Here is a 25175-nt window from a genome sequence, read left to right on the forward strand (position 1 = left end):
TGTCAGCGCACGCGTTCGCCGCGGGATGACACGATTTTGATCAGCTGCCGGTGACCAGCGCCTCGCCGCTGGTGATGTGAGGACGCTGACGACGACGCCGCACCCCGGCCCGGCTGCGGTCTGCACGCAGATAGGTCAGGCACCGGCATTCCGGGTGCGGGCTCACACTGCGGTGGTCGATGCGTCCGGTGGCGGTGCGGCCGATCAGTGCCCCGGATTGGACTGCTGCGGCGCTGTCGCCGTCGATCAGCACCTGCACCTGGTGGGCGGCGATCCCTGCTGCGATGGTGCTGGTCGTCGCCGGCGCGATTGCCCTGCTGCCGCGCTCATCGCCAGCCTCGGGATCCTCGGCGAGCCCGTGCAGCACTAAGCACTGGGGGCAGAGTCCGCTGCCGGCGGCGAGCATCGGCCCGATGCAGAATCCGGATGCGGACAGCTCCACCGGCAGCACGGCAGTCTCGCCCTGATCTGCAGCCCGCAGCCTGGCCCAGGCCGGCTCGCCGTCAGCGACCACCAGGCGCAGGTCCAGGCCGATGAGCGCTGAGTCTTCGGGAGCTTCCAGGACTGCGCTGCGCGAGTCCGGGCGCTGAAGCATCCGGCAGGCGACGTCGGCGCGCGGCCGGCCGCGGTCTGCACGTCGGTAGGCAGGGTCGGAGGCGGTGATGGGGCGCTCATCACGCAGCAGCACTGTTCCGATGCCCAATTCGATGAGCTGCTCAGCGATGCGGATACCAGTGGTCCCCAGGCCTTCGACCAGCACCGTGGCGAGCCGGCGGCGGGCGGTTCGGACAGCGTCAGGATGGTCAGCGGCAGGATGGTCAGCGCGGCAAGTCATTGGACACCTTTTGATGTGGTTTGAACGTATTAAGTGCTGATCATTCTTCCTGAAAATCGGCGGCGCTGCTGCGGTTATGCACAGCCGCGGCGTCCGTGCCGCCGATTAGAGTGGAGTTGTGAGTGGGCAGATTGAAGATTCAGTGGTGGTCGACGATGAGGCCGTGATCGTCATCCGTTCGGCCAAACGCAGACGCACGGTCACCGGGGATCTGGTGGCGGGCCAACTGCGCCTGCGCGTGCCGATGCGTTTGGGCCGCGCCGACGTGGAGGCTCATGCCCGCGCCTTCCGGAAACGACTGGTGGGTCGCTCGGGGCACTCGGCAGCAAGCGACGAGCAGCTGCTGACGCGGGCCCAGGAGCTGGCTGTGCAGTACTTCGAGGGCTCGGTGCAGCCCCGTTCGGTCAGCTGGTCCTCGCGGCAGCTGAAGCGTTGGGGTTCCACCACCTCGACCACCGGCAGCATCAGGCTCTCCGCCCGGCTGCAGAATATGCCGGGTTGGGTGGTGGACTCGGTGCTGGTCCACGAACTGGCACACCTGATCGAACCAGACCACGGTGAGCGTTTCCAACAGCTGGTGGCACGGTATCGGCGCACTGCCGAGGCCGACGCGTTCCTCGCCGGGGTCAGCTGGGCCGAACAGCATCTGGTCGCCGGCGACTAAGCCTCACCCGGCCTCGACATAGCTGAAGATGGCGGCTTTGAGCCGTTCCCCGTGCTGCTGCAGCTTGCGCTCACCGATGCCTGGAATCTTCAGCAGCTCCTCATCGGTGGTGGGTTTGTGCTCGGCCAGCAGCTCCAGGGTGGCATCGCCGAGAATCATGAAGGCCTTCATCTGCAGCTCCTTGGCGTAGGAGAGCCTCCAGGAGCGCAGCTGCTCGAAGAGCTGCTCGTCGTAACGGACGGGGCAGTCCTGGCAGCGGCGGCGCTTGATCTGGGTTCCGACGGTGAGGACGTCTCCGCATCCGGCGCAGGTGATCGGCCGGCGTCGACGAGCCGCGGCGTTGGGACTGAGCGTGCCGCCGCCGGGGGCGATGCGGCGCGCCTGCGGTTCGAGTCCGAGCGTTCTGCGCAGCGGGATGAGGAACCGGGAGGGTCGGCGTCGTCCCCTGCCCCCGGCGTGGCGGGCGGAGGCGGAGCTCAGCGACAGGTGGGTGCGTGCCCTGGTGATGCCCACGTAGAGCAGCCGGCGCTCCTCGTCGATCTTCAGCTGGGAGTCGGCGAAGGAGATCGGCATCAGCCCTTCGTTGAGTCCGGCCAGGAAGACCGCGTCCCACTCCAGCCCCTTGGCGGAGTGCAGGGAGGCCAGCGTGACGCCTTCGACCGTGGGTGCGTGCTGGGACGCCGAGCGCTCATCCAGTTCTGCGATGAAGTCACGCAGCGTCATGCCGTGGCGCTCGGAGGCGAGCTGGTCGGCCAGGGCCACCAGTGCGGCCAGGGACTCCCAGCGTTCCCGCACCGCTCCGGCACTGGTGGGTGCCTGGGCCTTCCACCCGTGGGAGGAGAGCACGGCACGCACCTGGTGGCCCAGCTCCTCGGAGCCGTCATCGGCCGTCACAGAGGAGGTCCGCAGCGCGGCCAGCGCCTCCCTCACCTCGGGGCGGGAGAAGAAGCGTTCGGACCCGCGAAGCTGGTAGGAGACTCCGGCGGAGGCCAGGGCCTGTTCGAAGGTCTGGGACTGGCCGTTGGTGCGGTAGAGCACAGCGATCTCGCTCAGCGGTGTCCCTGCATCACGCAGCTGCACGATCTGCTCGGCGACCCAGGATGCTTCGGCGTCGTCGTCGGCGTGCTCGGTGAGCGTCGGCGTGGGCCCGGCCTCCCGCTGGGAGATCAGCTGCAGCGGCTCAGGCCACGGAGCCGCTGAGCTGCTGCGCCGGTCCGCGAGCAGCTGATTGGCCAAGGAGACCACCTGGGGTGTGGACCGGTAGTCGCGGACCAGCTTGACCATCTCGGCGTTGGGATAGCGGCGCCGGAACTTCAGCAGATAATCGGGGGTGGCGCCGGTGAACGAGTAGATGGTCTGAGCGGCGTCGCCGACGACGCAGAGATCGTCGCGGCCGCCCAGCCAGAGGTCCAGCAGCCGCTGCTGCAGCGGTGAGACGTCCTGATACTCATCCACCACGAAGTGCCGGTACTGCCGGCGGACCTGGGCTGCGACGCGCTCCTCGTTCTCCAGCATCCCGGCGGTGAACAGCAGCACGTCTTCGAAGTCCATCAGCTGCCGGTCGGCTTTGATGTCCTCGTACGCCTGGTACAGCTTCGCGAAGCTCTGGTGGTCGGCCCCGCCGGGCTCCGGACGGTCAGCGGCCTGGGCAAGGTACCCCTCGGGGGTCAGCGTGGAGACCTTGGACCACTCGATCTCGGAGGCGAAGTCACGCAGGCTGGCCCGGTCGGTGGTGATGCGCAGCCGTTTGGCCGCCTCGGCCAGCAGACGCACCTTGTAGTCGAGGATCTGCGGCAGCGGCCCTCCTACAGCCACCGGCCAGAAGTACTGCAGCTGGCGCAGCGCGGCCGCGTGGAAGGTGCGCGCCTGTACGCCCGGGGCTCCCAAACCAGTCAGCCGCGAGCGCATCTCGGCCGCCGCCCGGGCGGTGAACGTCACCGCCAGCACCCGATGGGGATCATAGGTTCCGGTGCGCACACCGTAGGCGATGCGGTGGGTGATCGCGCGCGTCTTTCCGGTTCCGGCACCTGCCAGGATGCACAGCGGCCCGGTCAGCGTGGCGGCGGCCACGCGCTGTTCTTCATCGAGTCCGGCCAGGACCCCCTCAGCGTCGGTCATGGCATCTACGGTATCCCCGCAGGCGGACTCTCCGCGCCGAGTTTCCACAGGTTCCCGCGTTGCACCCGTGAACTCGGCCCACGGGTGGCTAGGCTGACCTGCGTGCGATGGACTTCGATGGAACTGGCCGCCCTGGCCACGCGTGCCGTTCCAGGGCTCTCCCCGACCGGGGTGGCAGATGCCCCCGATGATGCGCGCGACTTTATGGCCGCCGTCGTCGTCGACACCTCCGGGAATCGATGGCGGGTCCGTGGCCCCCAGCACGCTCAGGCCGCGATGCGCCTGGAGACTGAGGTCCAGGTGCTGCGCGGATTCTCTACCGCGATCCGCGCGGAGCTCCCGTTCCGGGTGCCCTCGGTGGCCGGGGCCACCCGGGTGGACGATATGCGGGTCTTCGTCTACAACCACCTGCCCGGTGCCACCAGAGATCTGGAGCAGCTCACGGCCTCCGGGGCTGAGCTGACTGAGGACCTGGGCCGGACCATGGCCGCGATCCATGACCTCTCCGAAACGGTGGTCGACCATGCCGATCTGCCGCGGCACACCGCCGAACGGCTGCGGCAGCGGCGGCTGAACGAACTGGACTCCGCCGCCGCCACGGGTCAGGTGCCGCCCGCGCTGCTGCGGCGCTGGGAACACGCCATGGAGGACAAGGACCTCTGGAACTTCACGCCTGCTGTGGTGCACGGCGACCTGCACGAGGACAATCTGCTCGTCGAGGGTGAGCGCGTGGTGGCGGTCACCGGGTGGACCGATCTGCACATCGGCGATCCTGCCGATGACCTGGCCTGGCTGATCGCCTCACCGGAGCGGCAATTCTCTGACGCCGTCGTCGCCGCCTACCGGGCTCAGCGCAGCAGTGAGCCCGATGAGCATATTCTGCGCCGTGCCGCACTGGCTGCCGAGTTCGCGCTGGCGCAGTGGCTGGTGCGCGGCCGGGCCGGGGAGAACCAGCAGATGACCGATGAGGCCCTCGGGCTGCTGAAGCAGCTGGCCTCCGACATTGACACCTACGGCGGACGGCCGATCGCGCTGACCCCACCCGAGTCCGAGGCACCTCAAGCTCCTGCCGAGGTGCAGGATTCCAAGCCGGTGATGCGCCCAGGCGCTGCGGCGACGATCGCCGACACCGGTGAGGTGGAGGGCACCCGGCCCACAGTGGCCGATTCCGAACCGGCGGAGGATCCCGACGACGAACCGGCAGTCATCACAGACGCCGACACCCACGAGGGCCCCACCGGCAAGGTCACAGCACTGCACCCGCGACCCGCGCCGGATCACGGTCCTGCACCGGATCAGGGAGCTGCGGCAGATCAGAATGATCCTGCCACAGAAGAGATCCCCGCCTATGTGGAGGACCACTTCAGCGAAGACTCCCCCACCGACTCTTTCGCCCCGGTGTCCGAGCCGCACCCCACCTCGGGGTCGCTGCCGATTCAGCCGGATTCCACGTCGGAGAACCGCGCGAAGCAGAGGAACTTCTTCCCCGCTTCCGCGGCCTCGGCCGCCTCGGGCCGATCGGCCCAGTCAGCCCAGTCTGCCTCGGGCTCATCAGCGGCCTCTGCTGACTCAGCAGCCGAGGCCGAACCCTCCGCCCCCTCCCCCAATTCCGCCTCCCCCAGTTCTCCGGCAGAGAGCTCCCCGGGTGAGAGCACTCAGGGTGACTCGGACGCCGCCACGGACGGGGCCGGCTCGGTGACTCGTGACACCGTCTACTCTCGGCACCCGGGGCTGCGCCCACCGAGCTGATCGGCGATCTTTGACGATCCGCTCGGTGGGCAGCCTCACCGCGTGCCGTGGTGTGCTCCACTGAAGTCCCACCCCCTCAGGAGCGCCGGGAATGGCACGTGTTCAGAAAGGGTTGGATGCTAGGTGACTGATCAGAGCTCATCTCAGCGGCCCGAGGATGCTGATCCTCAGCAGGCCTCGGCCCCAGCGGCCTCAGGTGCCGCCGCACCGCTCGTGCGACCAGAGCAACCGCCGATGAGCCGCACTCAGATCGCTCTGGCGATTCTGGCCCTGTCGATCGGCGGCTTCGCGGTCGGGGTCACGGAGTTCGCCGTGATGGGTCTGCAGCGGGAGATCGTCTTGGACCTGGGCGTCTCCTACGCCGAGGGCGGGCTATTGGTGACCTTCTACGCGCTGGGCGTGGTGATCGGCGCCCCGGTGCTGGCGCTGCTGGGCGCCAAACGAGAGCGCAAACGGTATGCGCTGTTCCTGCTTGCGCTGTTCGCCGGCGCCCACGTGCTGAGTCTTCTGGCCCCCAACTTCGAGACGATCCTGGCCGCCCGGTTCCTCTCCGGCCTGCCGCACGGGGCGTTCTTCGCCACCGCCGCACTGATGGCCGCGCAGATGGTGGGGCTGGCCAAGCGTGCCCGCGCCATCGCGGTGGTGCTGGGCGGGTTGGCGATCGCCAACGTGAGCGGCGTCCCGGCAGTGACCTGGGTGGGCCAGCAGTTCGGCTGGCGGTGGATGTTCGCCGTGGTCACCCTCCTGGCGCTGATCACCATCGCTGCCATCACCGTCTATGCTCCCCACCAGAAGCCGCCGGAGGGCGCTTCGATCCGCAGAGAGCTGAAAGGGCTGGCGAATCAGCGGCTCTGGGTGGGGATCGGCCTGGCCGTGGTCGGGTTCTCCGGGATGTTCGCGATCTACACCTACCTGTCCCACATCTCGGTGGAGGTGGCTGGCCTCTCAGACTCTGCACTGCCGTGGGTGGTGTTCGTCTTCGGCTCCGGGATGGTGGTCGGCAATTTCGTCGGCGGCTGGGGGTCGGATAAGTCGGTCCTGGGCACCGTGCTGACCGCGATGACCCTGGTGGCGGTATTCATGGCGCTCTTTGGGCTGTTGGCCCACATTCCGTGGCTGATGGTGCTGCTGCTGTTCCTCATCGGCACCTCCGCCAGCGCGCTGAGCCCGTCGATGCAGACACATCTGATCGACACCGCACCGAACGCACCACAGCTGGCGGCAAGCTTTCACCATTCGGCGTTCAACGCTGCCAACGCCATGGGCGCGCTGATGGGCGGGATCGTGATCGACGCCGGGCTGGGGCTGCGCGCCCCGGCCTACTCCGGTGCTGTGGCAGCGGGGCTGGGGGTGCTGATCGCCCTCTACGCGATCGTCTTGACCAAGCGGGCCGGGCAGAAGGTCTGACACCGATGCACGGGCTGCGGTGCAGCCGGGCGATCACCGGCTGAACTGTTGCTGGGCCTGATCAAGGAGCTGTTCCAGACGCTGTGCCGTGGGCAGCTCCTGGTGTGGGATGGTCTTGGTCTCACCGGACTCCCCCTGGTCAACGTAGTGGAATGATGCGGTGATCTTCTCCAGCGGGATGCCGTACATGCGGTGGAACGCGAGCCGGTAGACGGCCAATTGGATCTTGCGGGCCTCCCACACCTTCTGCTCGCGGGGTGGGGATCCGGTCTTCCAGTCCACCAGGTGCCAGTCTGCCTGCAGCATGCGCTGATTGCGCTCGGCGATGGGCTGACGATCGTATCTGTCCTTATCGTCCAGGGTCAGGTACCGCTGCTGGGTGGGGTCGTAGCCGTAGATCGCATCAATCTGTCCGCGGATCACGGTTCCGCCCACCGGTGTGGCAAAGTTCATCTCCAGGGCGAAGGCGCTGCGGTGGGCCCATGGGCTGCGCAGGAATTTCGCCCGCGTGGAGGCCTCGGCGAAGACAGTGCCCGTACTGTCCTCGCCCGGATCCTCAGATTCGAACGCCGGCTGCTGTATGTTTCCCAGGCGCTCTTCGATCCACGAGTGCGTCTGGGTTCCCCGGCGGAATGCGGCACGCGGCTCCTGCGGAATCGGACGGCGCAGTCTGGCCAGCGCGGCGCTGCGATCCTCCTCCAGGGCCACCAAGTTGGAGGCGCTGAGGTGCTCGGGGAACGGGATGATGTCATCCTCGCGGCCCTCGGCCAGTTGGGCGAGAATCAGCTCCGCCTCTTCTGTCCACTGTGCAGCCTCTTCGAGCACCGGTTCTGCCGCCGGGGGCTCTGACTCAAGTGCTTCGATGACCCACGCGGCTGCGGCATCGACCGCTTCCCGTCGGCTGGCTCCGCTCAGCCGCAGCGTCTGCCGCTCCGGGACCTCGTAGTCGGCGGCGGTGCCCTCGCCGTCGAACACCCGCGTGGCGGTGCGGCCCTGCAGCGGGTCGTAGGGCCACGCTGCCTCCGTGGCATAGAGCGACGCAGGATTCTGGGTCCGGGTGAATCCTTCTTCGGCGGCGTCGATGGCCTCGGACTCTCCAATCGCGGCAGCGACCTCGGTGAGGAACTGGGAGGGCCGCATCTTCTGGTTGCGCCGCTTGCCGCTGTGGTCAGTGCCTTTGCCCGCCCCGGAGAACAGGCTCCCGGAGACGATCAGCTCGTCGGCGGCCCGGGTCGCGGCCACATAGGCCAGGCGCCGGTCCTCCTCGGCCCGGAATTCAGGCAGCTGGGTCAGGTACGGGTCGGGCATCCAATCGTCCTGGGCTTTGGCCGGTTTGCCGTTGAGCAGCCAGCTCCACACCTGCCAGCTGTGGGTGAGGTTGTCCTGGAGCCATTCGTCTCCGGAGGCGAAGTCGCCCCAGCGGGGCAGATTCTCAGCATCGGCGCGCAGCGGCCAGGGAAGCCAGCCGCCGCCTGAGGTCCAGGGGTCTTTGGCCGTCTCATCGGGGAAGTCTGGGGCCCGCCACCCGATAGTGGCCACAATGTCCCATTCCAGGCCTTTGGCGGCGTGCATGGTCATCAGTTGGACGGCTTCGGGGTTGCTTTCCACCTCAGCGGGCTCCAAACCCTTCTCCTGGTCCTCGGCGGTCTCCACCCAGTCCAGGAAGTCCTGCAGCGAACCCTGCGGGCTGGTGAGCTCGAAGGTCTCCGACTCTTCGATGAACGCACTGAGCTGGTGGGAGCCCGTTGATTGTCCGCCGTGCTTGGCCTGGACCTCGGCGGTGAGCCCGATCTGGTCAATGACGCGCTCCACCAGGGCGGTGATGCCCTGTGTGCTCCACTGCCGCAGCGTGGAGAAGTTCTCCCACAGCTCACTCATGCGCTGCAGCGCCTCCTCTGAGATGCCCTGCTCAGTCGGGCCCTGCTCAGTCGGGCCCTGCTCAGCCGGGCCAGCTTGGCTGGGCCAGCCCGCAGCGCGGCGGCCGCGGATCAGGTCGGCCAGAGCATCCAACAGGGTCCGCTGCTCCTCGGTTTCGTCGCCGGTGCTGAAGCGGCGGCTCAGCCGTGCGGCGTGCTGACCCAGCGCGTAGAGGTCCCGCGGGCCGATGCGGTATTTGTCTCCGGCCAGAATTCGGATCAGCACCTCGGAGCGGGTGGGATCTGCCAGGACTGTGAGATAGCAGAGCACCTCACGGACTTCGGGGGTGCTCAGCAGTCCGGAGAGCCCGGTGCGTTCGTAGTGGAGGGCGTCCTCCCCTGGGACTGACTGTCGGTCGAAGGCTTCGGCGACGACGTCGAGCTGCCGGTGTGTGCGTGCCAGCACCGCAACTGTGGGTCGCTTGGGAGGCTTGCCTGAAGCCTCAGCCGTGCGCTGTCTGCGCTGCCATACCCGGGCATAGGCATCCTTAAGGTTCGCCACGACGGCATCAGCCTCCTCAGCGCTGGTTTCGAACCAGCCCACACTGACCCGCCCCGGGTCGTCGGCATCCCGGTGCGGGTTCGGCGTCAGACGTTTCTGCGCCTGGGGCCCGGAGAGCTTGGAGACCTCATCGGCGGTGGCGGTGTGCCACGGCTTCTGCAGGGTTTCGCTCTGCCCGAAGTAGCTCAGCAGGGTATTTGCCACCGTGAGGATCTCTGGGCCGTTGCGCCACGCGGTGGTCAGGTACTTCACCTCAGGTTTGACCCCGGCGGCGGTGGGGAACCGGTCTCGGAAGGCGAAGAGCTGGCCGGCGGAGGCCCCGCGGAACCCGTAGATCGACTGGTTCGGGTCTCCCACGGCGGTGACCGAGTGTCCATCGCCGAACAGGCAGTAGAACAGTTTGGACTGCACAAAGGAGGTGTCCTGGAATTCGTCCAGCAGCACGACCCGGTACTGCGAACGCTGCTCCAGGCGTGCCCGCTCCAACTGTTCGGCAACGGTGACTGCCCCGGTGAGCTGATCGGCGTAGGACAGCAGACCCTCCTGCCGCCGTCGCTCATCGAAGTGGGCAGCCAGTATGCCGATCTGCTGGCGGTACCGGAAGTTCTGCACCAGGGTCTTCAGCGCGGCGGGGCTGGCGGGCGGCTCGCCGTGTGTATGGATGCGCGTGGTCAGCAGGTGGTCCAGCCATTGGGCGACGGCGTAGGGGTCTTGGCCGTGCTCGGCGCACTGATCCGACATCTTCATCAGGTCAGCGGTCACCGTGCTGGGTGCACGGTCGGCCTCCAGCAGCACGTTGATGTCCACGGCGGGACCCTCTGATGAGTCGTAGCCGGGCCCACCGAGCCGGTCCACGATGCTTCGGGCCAGCTGCCAGAGGCGGGCCTCGCCGCCGAGGTCGGCGTGGGGCTCGACCCCGACCAGGGTTCCGTACTGCTTCAGCAGGCTGTTGGCATATGAGTTGTAGGTGGAGACTGCCGGTGCCAGCAGGTCGCGCAGCGCGACGTCGTCGCGCTGGTGGGAGCCGGCCCCCTGTTCGCCGGTGATCAGCTGCTGGGCAGGAACCAGCCCGGAGGCGGCGAGCTTGCCCAGCTGTTCGGAGACTTTTCGCTTCAGCCCGGAGGCCGCCTTATTGGTGAAGGTCACTCCGAGGATCTGATCCGGTCTGACGTGCAGATTGGCGCAGAGCCACACCACCCGGTCGGCCATCGTGGTGGTCTTGCCGGACCCCGCCCCGGCGACCACCAGCAGTGGCGCATGCGGGTCTGCTTCGATCACCTGTGCCTGTTCTTTGGTGGGGACGTCACCGCCCAGTGCTGTGGCCAGGCAGACGGCGCAGAGGCAGCCTGGCTGTTCGCCGTTGGGGCAGACGGCGATCACATCGCCCGCCGCCGGTGTCGCAGTTTCGCTGCTCATGGTTCGCTGACCTGCTTTCCTGTGCTGCACAGCGGGCACAGCAGTCCGGCATAGCAGCTGGTGCTCGTCGGTTCGTGGTGTGCCCAGAATTCAGAGCCGGACATCACTCGGGCGGCTTGGGTGATCTGTTCGGGGGCCCGCTGAGCGGCCTCGGCTCCGGCTTCCTGTATTTTCAGCTTCTGGTTCGTGGTGCCCAGTTGGACCAGGGCGGCACCGGCCACCGGCTGCTGAAGGTCGGGGTCGAGTCCGACGCGGACCCGGTGGTCGCCGACGGGGATGGTCAGGGACTCCGCCTCAGGGTCGACGTCGATCCCGGAGATGGCGAAGACGGTGAGCAGGTTCTGTTTGGTCTCCAGCTCCCGGGGCTGCAGATCCGCTTCATCGCTGGTCAGCAGCAGCCGCATCAGGGAGGTGACGGCACCTTGGACGGCGGCCCACTGGTAGATGTCTATCTGTGGGTACCACTGAGTGACTTCGTCGTCTTTGGGGACGCCCTTTCCGGTCTTGAAGTCGACGACGTAGAACCCACCGTCCGTGTCAGTCTCAGGGTCGGGCGGCGCCCATTCCACACGATCAGCTTTTCCGGAGATCTCAATGGTGCGTGTGGACCCCTCGGGTCCGGGGACCTCGAGGCGGTGGTGCAGGAACAGCTCGGTTCCGATCAGCACCCGGCCTGTGCCCTTGGCTTCGGCGTAGTAGAGGCCTAAGAAGCGAATGATCTTCTGCGCGCGGGCCTTGTCCCGGGCGTTGGCCCATGAGGCCCCGGTGCGGAAGGCGTCCCACTCCTGATCGAGCACCGCGTTGAGGGTGTCGAGGTCAGCGTCGGGATGGCGTTCCGCGATGTCGTGAATGAAGGTGCCCAGTGACTGCTGCGGCGAGGATGGTGCTGTGCCGCCGGCGGCATCGGTGAACCAGCCCAATGGGTTGCTGACAGCGGCATCGACTTTCGACGGTGAGAGTCTCAGAGTCTGCTCCGCATCGATGATGGGTTCCTCCGCAGCGGTCATGGGGCGATACCCCCACCAGGAGTCGGGGTGGGCTCCGTGAACCCCGGCCTGATGAAGACGCGCCAGCAGGGACGCGGCGACCCTGTGGTCGCCCGCTGCGAGACGGCTGGGCTGAGCACGGTTGGCTTCAGCGGACCCGCGTTCCAGTACCCCGCCTTCCAGTACCCCGCGCAGCTCCGCCGCCAGCGCCCGGCCTTCGATGGGTCGGGGCACTCGGGTCAGCACTGGCCGGGGGTGCTTCACCCCGTGCCCGTCGGTGGTTTCGGCAGGACTGGCCACCTCGAACAGTGAGCTTGGTGCCGACTCGTCGGCGTCGACGGCGATGAGGGTCACCTGCCGGCGGGCCCGGGAGACGGCGGCGGCAAAGAGCCGGTACTCGTCCTGAAGCGTCTGGGCGCGTTTGCCGCGCAGATCCGTGGTGACGGCCTCTGGGCCGACTTCATGCAGCGCGACCAGGTCGGAGGAGCCCAACAGTTCGCCGCGGGGCTGCAGATTGGGCCATGCCCCCTCCTGCAGCCCGCTGATGATCACCGTGTCGAACTCTCTGCCGGCGGCGGTGGATGGTGTGAGGACTTCGACCGACTCGTACTGCTGCCCGGTCTCCGCGATGGAGTCCATGGGCAGATCCAGGCTGCCGATGTAGTCGATGAAGTCCGCCACGGTGGCACCACTGTGCTGCCCGACGAAGCGTTCTGCTGTCTGGAACAGGGTGATCACGGCGTCCAAGTTGCGGTTTGCTTGGCGGGCAGCGAGATCCTTTCCTCCGGCCTGGTGCTGCCAGCGCTCTGCCACACCGGCAGCCGCCCACACCCGCCAGAGTGCCTGCTCCGGTTCGGCGGCGAGGCTCTCGCGACGGATCGCGGTGCGTGCTGCCTGGGCCATCTGGCGAATGCGGTCCAAGGGTCTGAACACCCATCCGAACTTCTCATCCTGCGCGGATTCGACCGCCTGCAGCTGCTCAGCCAGGCCCTCCGTGGTGATGGCGTGAAGCAGCAGCAGCTCGGCCCGGCTGAGCTCGGCGAAATCGTCGGGCTGCGCCAGTTCCGGAGCCTGGTCTGCGAGACCGCAGTCCAGGGTCAGCAGCTCCTGGTGCAGTCGGCGCAGCTGGACGGCGTCGACTCCCCCATAGGCGCTGCTCAGCAGGGCGAGGACGTCCTGGTAGTTCAGCCCCATAGTGTCGTGGGGCAGGCTGGGGTCCTGGGGCAGGCTGGCGGCCTCCAGCAGTCGCAGCAGAGGTTTGATCGCCGGCTCATCGTGCAGGACGGTGTCGCTGATCGAACGTGCGACGGCGACCCCGTGGGCGTCCAGCACCCGGGCCAGGCTCTTCATCTCGGCTCCGCTGCGCACCAGCACTGCGATCCGGTTCCACGGCACACCGTTTTTGTGGTGAGCCTCCAGCACCTGCTGCAGAACCAGCTGCTCACTCAGGTGCGGCAGCGCGACGGCGTAGGTGCTCACTGCCGCCCCCTGCGGACCCGGCTCGAAGCCGACCTGCTGGGCGGCGTCGTCGTGGTGCTGCGCAAAGAGCAGACTGACCCTGCGCAGCACTGAGGAGACCACCCCGATGCGCTCACTGACGCTTCGGTAGAGGCCGGCGACCTCGCCGCTGATCCGGTGGCTGGTGCTCAGGTGCACAACGGTGGGAGCAGACTGCGAACGGCTGTCGGCAGACGCCATGCTCCCCACCGCCTCGGAGCTTTCGGCAGATCTGATGCGCGCTGCCCATTTGGCCAGCTTGTCCGGACGCGCCCCGCGGAACCCCTGGACGGCGGTGTCGGGACTGGCGAAGGCGATGAGGTGGTGGTCCACGCCGATCAGGCGCAGCAGCCGGTAGACGCTGGGGCCGGCGTCCTGGATGTCATCGACGATGATCCGGTTGAGCCGCTGACGTTCGTGCTCCCAGAAGTACAGCGGCTCCACGCCTTCTCTGGCGGCGGGTATCGGCTGCTCCAGCAGCCGGCAGGCGCGTGTCATCAGCGTGGCGGCGTCGTAGGCGCCGGGATAGTCGTGCTCCAGGGCATGGTCATAGTCCTCGGCCACATCAGCCAGCGCCGCCCACACGGGGCGTCCGACGTCGGCTGCCGCGTACTGCCGCAGCTGATCCGGACCGATGCTGTACTCGCGGCACCGGTCCAGGAAGTCGCGCAGCTGACGGCGCAGCCCGGTCTCGGCCTCGAAGGCGGCCTGCAGCTCATGCCACGGCGAGGCCGGATCCTCTGCGTGGGCCTGGCGACGCTTGACGATCTCACCGATGATGCGGTCCTGCTCCGCGCCGGAGAGCAGCCTGGGCGCCTCATCGGCTCCCGGGATCCGCAGCCTGCGGGCCTCGCCGAGGAGCCAGAAGGCGTAGGAGGCGAAAGACTTCGAGGGCTGTTCGGTGACCGAGAGCGTGTGGCCCTCAGCGCCGGCGGCTGCGATCTGGTGCTCCAGGGCGTCGCGCAGCCGCGCCGCTGACAGTCGGCTGGGTGAGAGCAGCAGCAGGCGGGCGGAGTCGTAGCCGTCCTGAAGGTTGCGCAGCCCAAGTTCGACCGCGAGCGCGGACTTTCCGGTGCCCGGGGCGCCGTAGACCAGCAGCGGGTCCGGCCTGCGCTGTTCGACGATGTCGAACACGGCCTGCTGAGATGTGTCCCAATCGGTCATGGTCCCTACACTAAGGGGCGGCTGCGACAACTGCAGTGTCACTACCGTGGAGGCATCGCGTTCCTTCACACAGTGGCGGCCGGTTGCGTAGCGTGGACCATACACCGTCGGCAGACTGTCGGCTCCCATACGAAACGAAGAGGTACCCCATGTCCCAGGAAGCATCCGCCGCACAGCCGGACCTGAAAGAGAAGTTGGTCACTGCTGCCGATGGCGAAACCACTACTGAGGAGCTGGTCGAGGTGGTCAACGCCTTCCTGAACTCCGAGGTCTACCTGCCATCGGTGGAGAAGCCGGGCGAAGACGGCTCGATCAGCCCGCTGATGCTGCAGGACACCGAGGAGAACGCGGTGATGCCGGTGTTCACCTCGCCCGACGGAGTGCCGGATGAGTACACCGAGAACGCCCCTCATGTGGCCGTCGTCTCCGGAGTAGCCGTGCTGCAGTCGGTGACCAACGCCGGCCTGGTCATCGATCCCGGCGCTGAGCACCAGTTCCCGATCTCCATGGAACAGATGAAGCTGATCCGCGAGCAGATCGCCGCCCAGATGCCCGAAGAGGGCTGAGACGCCCCTCGGCCCGGGACTGTGTCGCAGCGGCAGGGTAAGTTCTTACCTATGAGCGAACCGCTGTTTGATTTTGACCCCTCGGGTCAGTCGTGGCACACCCGGCGCCGGGTCGGCTTTGATCTGGAGACCACCTCCCGGTATCCGCAGGAGGCGCGGATCGTCTCTGCGGCTCTGGTTACCTTCGACCCCGACGACGCCCCAGGCCCCAACGGCTCCGCACCCCGGGTGCGTGAGTGGTTGGTGGACCCTGGGGTGGAGATCCCGGAGGAGACCACCGAGATCCATGGGATCTCCACTGAGTATGCGCGGGCCCAGGGGCAGCCGGCGAACGAAGCGATCGGGCAGATTGTGGTGCAACTGACTAAGGAGTTGGACTCCGGGGCAGCTGTGGTGGTGATGAATGCCCCCTACGATCTGGCCGTTCTGCAGCATGAGGCGCAGCGCTACGGCTATGGGTTCCCTGATCCGCAGCCCATTATTGACCCGCTGGTGCTGGACAAGCTGGTGGATAAGTACCGGCGCGGCAAACGCCGGCTCGCTGACCTCTGCCAGACCTACGGGGTGGTGCTCAGCGACGCCCACTCTGCGGCACCGGATGCGCTGGCCGCTGTGGAGGTTGCCGACTGTCTGGCCGAGAAGTACCCGCAGCTGCAGATGCCCGCCGACCAGCTCCACACCCTGCAGGTGGGGTGGAAGGCCGAGCAGGCTGCCGACTTCCAGGCCTTTCTGCGCCGCACCAAACCCGATGCGGTGATCGACGGATCCTGGCCGATGTGAAGGACAGTGATCCCATGACTGAGAGACCGCCCGACGACGACGCCCGCAGCGGCGACAGCGGACACAGCGGCAACGGCGAGGGCAGTGACGAGAGCAGCGACGACGCACTCGACCGTCCTGGGTCTGATCCGCACCAGCGCGGGAGCCCCGACCAGCGGTGGAGCCGGGACTACGGCGCAGATGTTCCGCGCACGGCCGGTGGTGCGCTGCCGCTGCGCATCATCATCATCGTCATTCTGATCTTCGCCGCCGGTTTCTACCTGTTCCGCCGCTGGCGCCAGCAGTATGTGACTTACGGAGTCGACTCCTCCGGCGAGGTCTCGGCGGTGCTGGCCGCCTTCGGGCTCAGCTGATTCAAACCGCCGCTGAGTCGGACTATTCGGCCTCGGCGGCTGCCTTCGCTGCGGCCGGCAGGGCGGCGATGATCTGTTCCACGGCGGCGTCGTCGTGGGCTGCGGAGAGGAACCAGGCCTCAAACACGCTGGGCGGCAGGTACACACCGGCCTCCAGCATGGCGTGGAAGAAGGGCCCGTAGCGGAAGGACTGCTGGGCTTGGGCCTGCGAATAGTTGGCCACCCCCTCGGCTGAGGTGCCGAAGGCCACCGAGAACAGCGAACCGACCTTCTGGATGGAGTGGTCCACACCGGCGTCGGTCAGCGCCGCGGTGAGCGCGTTGGCCACCACCTGAGCGGTCTTATCGATGTGTGCGTAGACGTCCGCGGAGGCGTTCTGCAGCGTGGCCACCCCGGCGGCCATCGCCACCGGGTTCCCCGACAGGGTCCCGGCGTGGTATACCGGGCCGGTCGGCGACAGGTGCGCCATGACCTCTTCGCGGCCGGCCACAGCGGCGGTGGGCAGGCCTCCGCCGATGACCTTGCCGAAGGTGAACAGGTCCGGGGTCCAGCCCTCCTCGCGTCCGGAGGCCCCCCAATAGCCGGCCTCGGTGATGCGGAAGCCGGTCATCACCTCATCGAAGATCATCAGCGCCCCATGACGCTGGGTCAGCTCACGAATGAAGGCGTTGAACCCGGGATCGGGCGGGACCACTCCCATGTTCGCCGGGGTGGCTTCGGTGATGACGGCGGCGATGCTGGCCCCGTGCTCGGCGAAGACTGCCTCCAGTGCGGCACGGTCGTTGTACTCGATGACCACGGTCTCGCTGGCCTGGGCGTCGGTGACACCAGCCGAACCGGGAAGCCCGAGGGTGGCGACTCCGGAGCCGGCCGCGGCCAGCAGCCCGTCGGAGTGGCCGTGGTAGCAGCCGGCGAACTTGACCACGATGTTCTTCCCCGTGGCACCGCGTGCCAGGCGCACAGCGGTCATCGTCGCCTCCGTGCCGGTGGAGACCATGCGGATCATCTGAGCGCCGGGCACGCGTTCGCGCACCAGCTCAGCCAGCTGAGTCTCCGAGGGGTGGGAGGTGCCGAAGCCCAGGCCGGCGTCGACGGCGCGGTGGACCGCCTCGATCACCGTCGGGTGGCTGTGTCCCAGCAGGGCCGGGCCCCAGGAGCCCACCAGATCCACGTACTGCTTGCCCTCAGCGTCGGTAAGATAGGGGCCCTCCCCGGAGACCATGGAGACGGGCGTACCCCCGACTGAGCCGAAGGCGCGCACCGGCGAGTTCACTCCCCCGGGCATCAGCCGGCGGGCAGAGTCGAAGAGTTGTTGGTTGTTGGTCAATGGTGTCCTTTCAGGAGACCGGCGGGAAGCCGGCGTCGTCGTCGGGCTGGGGTGTGCGGGGGTGGTCGGGCTGTTCGGTGGAGAGGTGGGGCTCGGCAGTGGTGCTGCGCCGCAGCGGGCTCTGGTCCTCGCGGATCCAGCGGGCCGCCTCGGCGGCATAGTAGGTGAGCACGCTGGTGGCCCCGGCACGTCGGATGGCGGTCAGGGACTCCAGCACCACGGCTCTGCGGTCGATCCAGCCGTTGGCCGCGGCCGCCTCGATCATCGCGTACTCTCCGGAGACCTGGTAGGCCGACACCGGCACGTCGGCGACCTCGGCGACGTCGGAGAGGATGTCCAAATAGGAGCCGGCCGGCTTGACCATGACCATATCGGCGCCCTCAGCCAGGTCCAGCTCAGTCTCCTTGATCGCCTCCGTGCGATTGGCCGCGTCCATCTGGTACTGGCGGCGGTCGCCGGTGAGCTGGGAGTCCACCGCTTCGCGGAAGGGACCGTAGTAGGCGGAGGCATACTTCGCCGAGTAGGCCAGGATGGCCACGTTCTGGTGCCCGGCGTCGTCGAGGGCGGCACGGATGACCTCGACCTGGCCGTCCATCATGCCGGAGGGGGCGACGACGTCGGCTCCCGCCGCGGCCTGCACCGCTGCCATGCGGGCGTAGAGCCCGAGGGTGCGGTCATTGTCCACCGCACCCTGATCATCGAGCACCCCGCAGTGTCCGTGGTCGGTGAACTCGTCCAGGCAGAGGTCGCTCATCACCGGCAGCGCATCGCCGACCCGTTCCTTCACCGCGGCGATGCTGCGGTTGAGGATGCCCTCCGGGTCCAGTCCGGCCGAGCCGTGGGCGTCGCGGACGGAGGGAATGCCGAAGAGCATGATGCCGCCCAGGCCCAGCAGTGCGGCGTCGTCTGCGGCCTGCAGCAGGCTCTTCTCGGTGTGCTGAAACACTCCGGGCATCGAACTGATGGGCTCGGGCTGCGTGAGGCCCTCCCGGACGAACACCGGCAGAATCAGATCCGCCGGGTGCAGCCTGATCTCAGCCACCAAGCGGCGCACGGCCGGGGTGCGGCGCAGCCGCCGGGGTCGCTGTGCGGGAAAGGTGGCCATAGTAGTTTCCTCCACGTGGGCTGCGGGCAGTCAGCTTCAGTCTAGTGATTCGGGCCAGCGACCGGGGCCCTGTTCATTCACAGCACTGTCGTGTTCATGACACTGAGGAGACCTGCTGCGGTGGGTTCGGGCAGCACTGCGGCCACGGGCAGCTCCACCCGTGTCAGGGTCTCGGCGGTGGGGCCGCCGATCGCCAGCAGCACCGGCTGCGGTGCGGGGACTTGTCTGTCCGGAGCCTGACGTCGGGCGTAGGCTTCGGCTGCCGTGGAGCTGGTCACCAGGACGACGTCGTCGTGGCCCAGCTCGGTGGGTTCCAGCAGGTCAGCGTCATCGGTGTGCTGATTATCGGTGTCCTGCAGCAGTGCGAGGCGCGGGGATTCCGGTGCGCTCCCATCGCGTGCTGGGTCATCTCGTGCCACGCTGCGGTAGGCCACCACGTGCCTCAGCTGCCAGCCGCGTACTCGCAGACCCTCGGCCAGATCAGGGCGGGCGTGAGCCGACTGGGGCAGCAGCATCTGCGCGCCCTCAGCGGGGCGGGTCTGGTCAGCCGGGAGGGTCAGTTCAGCAACGATCCCGGCGGCGGAGTGATCGTAGGGCATCCAGTGCGGTCGGAGCCCGGTGTGCTCGTGCAGCACACGGGCGGTGCCGGGGCCCACCACCGCCACCGATGTCTCAGCCGGCAGCAGCCCGTCCCAGCCGCAGGCTCGCAGTGCCCGCACCGTGTTGGGGCTGGTGAGCAGCAGCCAGTCGAACGCGCCGCGCTGCAGGTCGTCGAGCGCGCGGGTGAGGTCGCCGAGATCCTCGGGCAGCTGCTGCTGAGTCAGCGGCATGAAGCGGACGTCGTATCCGGCCCGGCGGGCGGCGGCTTCCATGTCGCCGGCCTGGCCGGGGTGCCGGGTCAGCACTAGGCGCACGGGGGCTTCTGCCTCATGGTGGGCTCAGCTGTCTACGACGTGCTTGAGCAGCCCAAAGTCCTCATCCAGCAGGGTCTGGGCGACCTGACGGCCCAGGTGCTCGGCGCGCTCCAGGCCGACATCACGGTCAGCGCCCATTTCCAGGTGGACTTCGGAGCCGGCCTGCTGGACCTCTGTGCCATCCGGCGCGCAGACCACGGTGTCCATTCGCAGCCGCAGTCCGCCGTCGGCCTCGCTCTCGCAGCGTGCCAGAGCGCCGATGGGCGCGGAGCACCCAGCATTCAGCCGGGCCAGCAGGGCGCGTTCGGCGGTGGTCTCCAGCCGGGACTCCATGTGGTCCAGCTGGGCGAGTCCCACGCCCAGCGGCTGGGTCGGTGCGGCCTCGTCGTGGCGGACTTCCACTGCCAACGCTCCCTGGCCGGGGGCGGGAAGCATGACCTCGGGGCTGAGCAGCTCGCTGATGTGCTCGTGCAGCTCGAGGCGGGCCAGCCCAGCTCCTGCCAGCACCACGGCGTCGAGGTCACCGCGGGCGGCGTCGGGGGCCTGGCTGGAGGTTTCGGCGGCGTCTTCGCGTCCGCGGACCCGGGCGAGTCGGGTGCCGACGTTGCCGCGGATGTCGACGATCTGCAAGTCGGGGCGGGCGGCGAGCAGCTGGGCGGCCCGCCGCGGGGAGCCGGTGCCGACCTGTGCGCCCTCGGGCAGCTGATCCAGTCTCAGGTCATCAGCTGCGCAGAGCGCGTCGCGCTCCTCGGCGCGCTGCGGGACGGCGGCAATCTTCAGGTCCTCGACGTCCTTGGCCGGCAGGTCCTTCAGCGAATGCACCGCGACGTCGCACTCATCATCCAGCAGCGCCTGGCGCAACGCGGCGGCGAAGACTCCGGTGCCGCCCATCTGGCTCAGCGGACCGGTGAGCACATCGCCTTCGGATTTGACGGTGACCAGCTCATACTCCAGGCTGGTCAGCTCCGCCAGGGCCTCGGCTGTGGCTGTGCTCTGGGTGCGTGCCAAGCGACTGCCGCGCGTTCCTACCCGAAATGTGTCCATGGCTCCAGGCTACCGGCCAGCCCCAACTTCGGCTCGGTCGCAGGCGGTGCCCCATACGCTCATGCGTGGACTCCCACCTCGGAGTCCACTGCGGCCACCGTCGGCTTCTGGGTCCCATCGCGCATGGTTTTCACGCAGCAGTCGGGGCGGCAGACGTCGTACCAGGGGCCGAACTCGCTCATGCCCGCACGCTGCGGTCGCTCATCTAGCTGGGCGAGGCGTTCGGCGACCATGTCCACCAGTCCGGCCACGAACCTCTGGTGCGTGCCGGGGGTGGGGGTGCGCACGAACTCCAGGTTCAGCTCCTCGGCGGTCTCCTTCGCCTCAGTGTCCAGATCCCATACGACCTCCATATGGTCTGAGACGAACCCCAGCGGCACCACTACGACTCCGGCGATGTCCTGCTGCTGGGCCAGCTCTTCCATGGCGTCGTTGATGTCGGGCTCCAGCCAGGGCACCGAGGGCGGGCCGGAGCGGGACTGGTAGACCAGCGACCAATCGATGCCCGCGGCCTCATCGACCACCTCCATGAGGATCTCGGCCACGGCCAGGTGCTGGGCCGAGTAGGCGTCGGCGCCGTTGGTCTCGCCGGGCTCGGCCCCGGTTCGGCGCGTCAGCTCCTCGGCCAGCGGTCGCGGCCCGGCCGCGGCGGCGTCGGAGTCGGGGATGGAGTGGGTGGCGAAGAAGACGTGGATCTTCGAGGTGTCATCCACCCGCTCCAGCATGGTGCGCAGACCGTCTCGCATCCCCTCAGCGAAGGACTGTACAAATCCGGGGTGGTCGAAGTACTGCCGGACCTTGTCGACCTCCAGCTTCCCCTCCAGGCGGGTCTCACGCAGTGCGACGCCGAGGTCCTCCCGGTACTGGCGGCAGGAGGAGTAGCCGGAATAGGCCGAGGTGGTCACCGTCAGGGCACGGCGGTGGCCGTCGTCGTAGATCTGCTGCAGCGTCTCTGGGACATAGGGATCCCAGTTGCGGTTGCCCCAGTAGACGGGCAGGTCGATGTTTCGGCGGCTCAGCTCCTCCTCCAGGGCCGCCTTCAGCGCACGGTTCTGGTCGTTGATGGGGCTGACGCCTCCATGGGCGCGGTAGTGGGCGGCGACCTCTTCCAGCCGCTCATCGGGGATGCCTCGGCCGCGGGTGACGTTGCGCAGGAACGGGATGACGTCGTCCTGGCCTTCGGGGCCGCCGAAGCTGGCCAGCAGCAGTGCGTCATAGGCCTTGGGCTCCATGACGCCGTTCTCGTCGTAGCCGGCACGCGGGTCGAAACTGGGTGCAGCGGGGTTCTCCGTCATGGTCAGGCAAGCACCTCAAGGATGTCGGCGGTGCTGGAGAGCCGGCGACCGGTGTAGAACGGGGTCTCCTCGCGCACGTGGTAGCGGGTTTCGGAGTCGCGCAGCCGGCGCATCATGTCCACCAGGTCGGTGAGCTGCGGGGACTCCAGGGCCAGCATCCACTCCCAGTCGTTGAGCGCAAAGGCGGAGGTGGTGTTGGCCAGAACGGAGGGGAACTCCTGGCCCAGCTGTCCGTGCTCGCGCAGCATCTGGCCGCGCTTCTGCGGGTCCATCAGGTACCAGTCGTAGCTGCGGTTGAACGGGTAGACCACCAGCCAGTCCTCGGCCTCGACTCCCTGGGTGAATGCCGGCACGTGGGCCCGAGCGAATTCGGCGGTGCGGTGCACCCCCATGGCGGAGAAAGCGATCTCGGTGGTGTTCAGCAGCGTGGTGCGGTGCAGGGTGCGCAGTGCGGCCTGCAGGTTCTCGGCTTTGTGACCGGTCATCCAGACCATCAGGTCGGCATCGGCCCGCATTCCGGAGACGTCGTAGATTCCGCGCACTGCCACGGCGTCGTCGTCGGTGCCCATCTGCTGGCCGGTCAGCTCAGTCACCACGTCGTCGAACTCGGTGATGATGGCGTCCTGGTTGGTGAAGAAATCGGTGACAGCGCGGGCCACCCGGTCGCCGCCGGCCAGTTTGCTGCTCTCGCCGGGGCGCATCCGCTTGATCGAGGTGCCGGCTCGCTTGAAGACGGTGTAGAGGGTGAACCAGTCCTTGCCGGAGGCGTTGACCTCCTCGGGGCTGCGCTGGGGATTACGGCCGTAGCTCATCGCACGATCTCCTATTCCGAATAGCTCGCAACTACTCTATCGCGCCGCCGAGTCGACTTCTACGTGATGTAGTAGAACAACGACGACGGCCCTCCTCTGCGTCGATTGCTGGATTTGTGTCGCTCTGAGCACAGCTCGGGGGCTATTCCACCAAAAATCCATCACTCGATGGTGGGCTGGGTGGCATTGCAGGGGTTCGGTCGAGACGGCACATCGTTTTACTAGCTTAGCTACTTATATCCTCGCCTACAGAATGAGTCGACCGGCTCGGAACGTGGAGGTGCTTGATGAAACGCCAGCAGACGACGTCGTGGGCTATGCCGGTGGTGACCGTCATTGCCGTGGCTGCCTCGATAGTCGCCGCGTTCTTCGGATCGGGTGCGTTGGGAGGCACTGCGGTCAGCGAAGCCGCCGGCGGCTGGCTGTCCACCAGTGCCACTCCGCTGGCACCAGGTGGGGGTGCATTCCGCATCTGGAGCGTGATCTACCTCGGTCTGGCCGGGTATGCGATCTGGCAGCTCTCCGCAGGCGCGCGAGCCTCATCGCGGCAGCGAGCGCTGCGCCCATGGGCCATGCTCTCGGCGGCCCTGAACGCGGCATGGATCTGGATGGTCCAATTGGACTTGCTGGCAGGAAGCGTCGTGGTGATCCTCGCCCTGTTGGCAGTGCTCATCCGCATGCTGCTTCTGCTGCGGGACTCCCAGCCGCGCAGCTGGGCCGAGCTGATTCTGAGCGACGGGACCTTCGGGCTGTACCTGGGCTGGGTCTGCGTGGCAACGGTGGCGAACATCGCCGGCTGGCTGGGCTCCCTCGGGGCGACGACGTTCACCGGGTGGATCCTCGCTGTCTATGGTGTCCTTGCGGTGGCCGCGGCGGTCGGTATCGCCACCGCCCGCTATACCCAGGGGCGGCTCGCTGTGGGCCTCGCCCTCTCCTGGGGGCTGCTGTGGATCGCTGCCGGGCGCTTCAGCGGTGAATTCGAGTCGGCAGCCACGGCCTGGGGCGCAGTTGCCGCCGGGATCGCTGTGCTGGTGGCCACTGTGCTGATTCGCATCCGGTCCAGGCGCCCGCTTGGGCCCGCCTGAATGCCCTGACGGCCCTCCTGTGCATCAGTTGCTGGATTCTTGTCGCTCTGAGCACAGTTCGAGAGTTATTCCACCAAGAATCCATCGATGGCGGGCTGGCCGCTCGCTCCGGGCTCTCGCTCCGGGCCGCTCCGCTCTCCCGGACTCTGTGCTCGCTCGCGGGGTCAGGCATTGGCTAGGATCGCCCGGGCGGTTGCGCGGGCATCGGGGATCACCTGCGCCAGTCCGGTGCCGGCCAACCAGCCGCCCACTGCCCACAGCTGCGGCTGGTGATCGCTGCCAGAGACGCTCGCGCTGCGCTGGGACGCCAACGCGCGGCGGAACTGCTCGGCTCGGTGTCGGTGCTCCGCTGAGGCCCCCGGCAGCACCCGGGGCCAACGCACGACGGCGGCGTCGAGGATCTGCCCGGCCTCCACGTCCACCCCGGTCAGGGCCGGCAGATCGGCTGCGGCGGCCCTCACCAGCTGCGCGTCGCTGGAGTTCAGTCCCAGGGCGCCGGAGTCCGGGTCATCGGTGACTCGGCCGTAGGAGAGCCGCAGCAGGTGATGGCCCGGGCCCAGCTGCTGGTGCAGCGCCTCCCCCACCCATGCCCATTTGGCCGAGACATGAGTCATCGACTTCGCCCCGATGTGGGCCACACTGGGGGCCACCAGCATGCCGGTGCCGCGCGGGAACTGGTCCAATTCCGGGGCCCGCACCAGCATGGTCACCAGCGCGACGCCGGAGGGCACCCCCGTCGGAGGATCGGTCACTTGCAGATAGGGGCTCGCCAGCGCGGCCGCCCGCTCTAAGTCTGCGGCCAGCACAATATGCTCCGGCCGCTGCTCGGCGTGCAGCTGCCGCAGGTCCTGCACCTCGGTGTTCAGCCGGATGCTCGCCCCGGCCTGGCGCAGCTGGGCATCAAGTTCGGCGGTGAGCGTGTGCATCCCGCCGCGCAGCGACTGCACCGCTGATCCTGCCGGGGCGGCGGCCTTCAGGTCAGCGACTGCCCGGGCCAGGGATCCCGCACGCAGCATTGTCTGGTAGAGCCTCGGGTGCGCGGCGCTGATCGCCAGATCATCCGGAGCCGCCGAGTGCACCCCAGAGGTGATGGGGCTGACCAGCTGCTCCACCACGGCCTCGCCCATTCGGTCACGGACCACCTCCCCCAAGGATGGTGGCCGTTCGGAGGCCCGTTCAGCAGTCCAGGTCATCGGCGCGCTGAGGTCCTCAGCGGCGCGGGCGGCGACCTCAGCACCCAGGACGGCGACGACGTCCTCGGCCTGCGGGTCCCCTGGTATGCCGAGCACCCCGGTGGCCGGCAGCGGGGCGGCCAGATGGGGAAGCTGCAGCCAGGCGCCGGCCGGGTTCGGCGAGACGATGCGCTCGGCCAGCCCCAGGTCGCCGATCAGATCGGCCACGGCGCTGCTGCGGGTGGCGAAGGCTTCGGCCCCGGCGTCGACGCTCAGCGCACTCAGCTGACTCACCCCGTCCAGCTGGTTCCCCGCGCCCAGCTGAAGCGGCGCGACGGCTCCGCCGGTGCGGTCGGAGGCCTCATACAGCTGGACCTCGGCGCCGGCGCGCGCCAACTCCCAGGCCACACTCAACCCCGCAGCCCCACCACCGACGACGGCGACCCTGCTCCTGGAAGAACTGGTCAT

The 25175-nt window shown here is 68.0% G+C and carries 18 protein-coding genes; 7 read left to right on the forward strand and 11 right to left on the reverse strand.

The window, feature by feature from the left end; translation table 11 throughout:
* Window positions 1-40: 40 nt before the first annotated feature.
* A complete protein-coding gene (locus tag FHX47_RS06960; protein WP_183358199.1) occupies window positions 41-835 on the reverse strand; it encodes a hypothetical protein in 795 nt (264 codons plus the stop codon).
* A gap of 118 nt (window positions 836-953) precedes the next feature.
* Here FHX47_RS06960 and FHX47_RS06965 point away from each other — a divergent pair, with 118 nt between their 5' ends.
* The gene (locus FHX47_RS06965; RefSeq protein WP_183358200.1) at window positions 954-1499 is read left to right on the forward strand and encodes a SprT-like domain-containing protein; all 546 of its coding nucleotides are present in this window, start codon (window positions 954-956) and stop codon (window positions 1497-1499) included.
* Between the two features lie 3 nt (window positions 1500-1502).
* On the opposite strand, the gene FHX47_RS06970 is transcribed toward FHX47_RS06965, so the two are convergent.
* Window positions 1503-3617 carry an ATP-dependent DNA helicase UvrD2 gene (locus FHX47_RS06970; protein WP_183358201.1) on the reverse strand — a complete coding sequence of 705 codons (2115 nt, stop codon included), beginning with the start codon at window positions 3615-3617 and terminating at the stop codon, window positions 1503-1505.
* Window positions 3618-3719: 102 nt separating this feature from the next.
* On the opposite strand from FHX47_RS06970, the gene FHX47_RS06975 reads away from it, so the two are divergent.
* Together FHX47_RS06975 and FHX47_RS06980 are read left to right on the forward strand one after the other, a co-directional pair.
* Complete coding sequence (locus FHX47_RS06975; protein WP_183358202.1) at window positions 3720-5366, forward strand: phosphotransferase; 1647 nt, start codon at window positions 3720-3722, stop codon at window positions 5364-5366.
* A gap of 234 nt (window positions 5367-5600) precedes the next feature.
* Window positions 5601-6773: an MFS transporter gene (locus FHX47_RS06980; RefSeq protein ID WP_183358203.1), complete on the forward strand. Its 1173-nt coding sequence runs from the start codon at window positions 5601-5603 to the stop codon at window positions 6771-6773.
* Between the two features lie 33 nt (window positions 6774-6806).
* Here the strand turns inward: FHX47_RS06980 and FHX47_RS06985 are convergent, their stop codons facing one another.
* Window positions 6807-10607, reverse strand: a complete 3801-nt coding sequence (locus tag FHX47_RS06985) for an ATP-dependent helicase (RefSeq protein ID WP_183358204.1) — start codon at window positions 10605-10607, stop codon at window positions 6807-6809.
* Entirely contained in the window at window positions 10604-14254 is a 3651-nt protein-coding gene (locus FHX47_RS06990) for a PD-(D/E)XK nuclease family protein (protein WP_183358205.1), read from the reverse strand. The genes FHX47_RS06985 and FHX47_RS06990 overlap by 4 nt, the downstream gene beginning before the upstream one ends.
* A 149-nt stretch (window positions 14255-14403) precedes the next feature.
* On the opposite strand from FHX47_RS06990, the gene FHX47_RS06995 reads away from it, so the two are divergent.
* From FHX47_RS06995 to FHX47_RS07005, 3 genes are read left to right on the forward strand one after another with little or no spacing between them, the layout of a single operon-like run.
* On the forward strand, window positions 14404-14820 hold the full coding sequence (locus FHX47_RS06995) for an SseB family protein (RefSeq protein WP_183358206.1): 417 nt from the start codon (window positions 14404-14406) through the stop codon (window positions 14818-14820).
* 51 nt (window positions 14821-14871) lie between these two features.
* A complete protein-coding gene (locus FHX47_RS07000; protein WP_183358207.1) occupies window positions 14872-15600 on the forward strand; it encodes a 3'-5' exonuclease in 729 nt (242 codons plus the stop codon).
* 14 nt (window positions 15601-15614) lie between these two features.
* Entirely contained in the window at window positions 15615-15953 is a 339-nt protein-coding gene (locus FHX47_RS07005; protein ID WP_183358208.1) for a hypothetical protein, read from the forward strand.
* Window positions 15954-15975: 22 nt separating this feature from the next.
* On the opposite strand, the gene hemL is transcribed toward FHX47_RS07005, so the two are convergent.
* The 6 genes from hemL to hemQ all read right to left on the reverse strand — a co-directional run bounded on the left by hemL (window position 15976) and on the right by hemQ (window position 22450).
* The gene (hemL, locus tag FHX47_RS07010; protein ID WP_183358239.1) at window positions 15976-17280 is read right to left on the reverse strand and encodes a glutamate-1-semialdehyde 2,1-aminomutase; all 1305 of its coding nucleotides are present in this window, start codon (window positions 17278-17280) and stop codon (window positions 15976-15978) included.
* 10 nt (window positions 17281-17290) lie between these two features.
* Complete coding sequence (gene hemB, locus FHX47_RS07015) at window positions 17291-18385, reverse strand: porphobilinogen synthase (protein WP_183358209.1); 1095 nt, start codon at window positions 18383-18385, stop codon at window positions 17291-17293.
* Window positions 18386-18462: 77 nt separating this feature from the next.
* Complete coding sequence (locus FHX47_RS07020; RefSeq protein WP_183358210.1) at window positions 18463-19299, reverse strand: uroporphyrinogen-III synthase; 837 nt, start codon at window positions 19297-19299, stop codon at window positions 18463-18465.
* A gap of 24 nt (window positions 19300-19323) precedes the next feature.
* On the reverse strand, window positions 19324-20343 hold the full coding sequence (gene hemC / locus FHX47_RS07025; protein WP_183358211.1) for a hydroxymethylbilane synthase: 1020 nt from the start codon (window positions 20341-20343) through the stop codon (window positions 19324-19326).
* Window positions 20344-20402: 59 nt separating this feature from the next.
* Window positions 20403-21638, reverse strand: a complete 1236-nt coding sequence (locus FHX47_RS07030) for a ferrochelatase (protein ID WP_183358212.1) — start codon at window positions 21636-21638, stop codon at window positions 20403-20405.
* Window positions 21639-21640: 2 nt separating this feature from the next.
* The gene (gene hemQ / locus FHX47_RS07035) at window positions 21641-22450 is read right to left on the reverse strand and encodes a hydrogen peroxide-dependent heme synthase (protein ID WP_183358213.1); all 810 of its coding nucleotides are present in this window, start codon (window positions 22448-22450) and stop codon (window positions 21641-21643) included.
* 287 nt (window positions 22451-22737) lie between these two features.
* Here hemQ and FHX47_RS07040 point away from each other — a divergent pair, with 287 nt between their 5' ends.
* A complete protein-coding gene (locus FHX47_RS07040) occupies window positions 22738-23535 on the forward strand; it encodes a tryptophan-rich sensory protein (RefSeq protein WP_221206174.1) in 798 nt (265 codons plus the stop codon).
* 164 nt (window positions 23536-23699) lie between these two features.
* On the opposite strand, the gene FHX47_RS07045 is transcribed toward FHX47_RS07040, so the two are convergent.
* Window positions 23700-25175, reverse strand: coding sequence for a protoporphyrinogen/coproporphyrinogen oxidase (locus FHX47_RS07045; RefSeq protein ID WP_183358214.1), 1476 nt, complete (start codon window positions 25173-25175; stop codon window positions 23700-23702).

The sequence above is a fragment of the Garicola koreensis genome (assembly GCF_014195445.1).
GTDB lineage: Bacteria > Actinomycetota > Actinomycetes > Actinomycetales > Micrococcaceae > Nesterenkonia > Nesterenkonia koreensis.

Bases quoted from the DNA above. Each gene is read 5' to 3' on its own strand.
- FHX47_RS06960 (WP_183358199.1), bottom strand. From the start codon at position 835: ATGACTTGCCGCGCTGACCATCCTGCCGCTGACCATCCTGACGCTGTC.
- FHX47_RS06970 (WP_183358201.1), bottom strand. From the start codon at position 3,617: ATGACCGACGCTGAGGGGGTCCTGGCCGGACTCGATGAAGAACAGCGC.
- FHX47_RS06980 (WP_183358203.1), top strand. From the start codon at position 5,601: ATGAGCCGCACTCAGATCGCTCTGGCGATTCTGGCCCTGTCGATCGGC.
- FHX47_RS06985 (WP_183358204.1), bottom strand. From the start codon at position 10,607: ATGAGCAGCGAAACTGCGACACCGGCGGCGGGCGATGTGATCGCCGTC.
- FHX47_RS06990 (WP_183358205.1), bottom strand. From the start codon at position 14,254: ATGACCGATTGGGACACATCTCAGCAGGCCGTGTTCGACATCGTCGAA.
- FHX47_RS06995 (WP_183358206.1), top strand. From the start codon at position 14,404: ATGTCCCAGGAAGCATCCGCCGCACAGCCGGACCTGAAAGAGAAGTTG.
- FHX47_RS07000 (WP_183358207.1), top strand. From the start codon at position 14,872: ATGAGCGAACCGCTGTTTGATTTTGACCCCTCGGGTCAGTCGTGGCAC.
- FHX47_RS07005 (WP_183358208.1), top strand. From the start codon at position 15,615: ATGACTGAGAGACCGCCCGACGACGACGCCCGCAGCGGCGACAGCGGA.
- hemB (WP_183358209.1), bottom strand. From the start codon at position 18,385: ATGGCCACCTTTCCCGCACAGCGACCCCGGCGGCTGCGCCGCACCCCG.
- hemC (WP_183358211.1), bottom strand. From the start codon at position 20,343: ATGGACACATTTCGGGTAGGAACGCGCGGCAGTCGCTTGGCACGCACC.
- FHX47_RS07030 (WP_183358212.1), bottom strand. From the start codon at position 21,638: ATGACGGAGAACCCCGCTGCACCCAGTTTCGACCCGCGTGCCGGCTAC.
- hemQ (WP_183358213.1), bottom strand. From the start codon at position 22,450: ATGAGCTACGGCCGTAATCCCCAGCGCAGCCCCGAGGAGGTCAACGCC.
- FHX47_RS07040 (WP_221206174.1), top strand. From the start codon at position 22,738: ATGAAACGCCAGCAGACGACGTCGTGGGCTATGCCGGTGGTGACCGTC.
- FHX47_RS07045 (WP_183358214.1), bottom strand. From the start codon at position 25,175: ATGACCAGTTCTTCCAGGAGCAGGGTCGCCGTCGTCGGTGGTGGGGCT.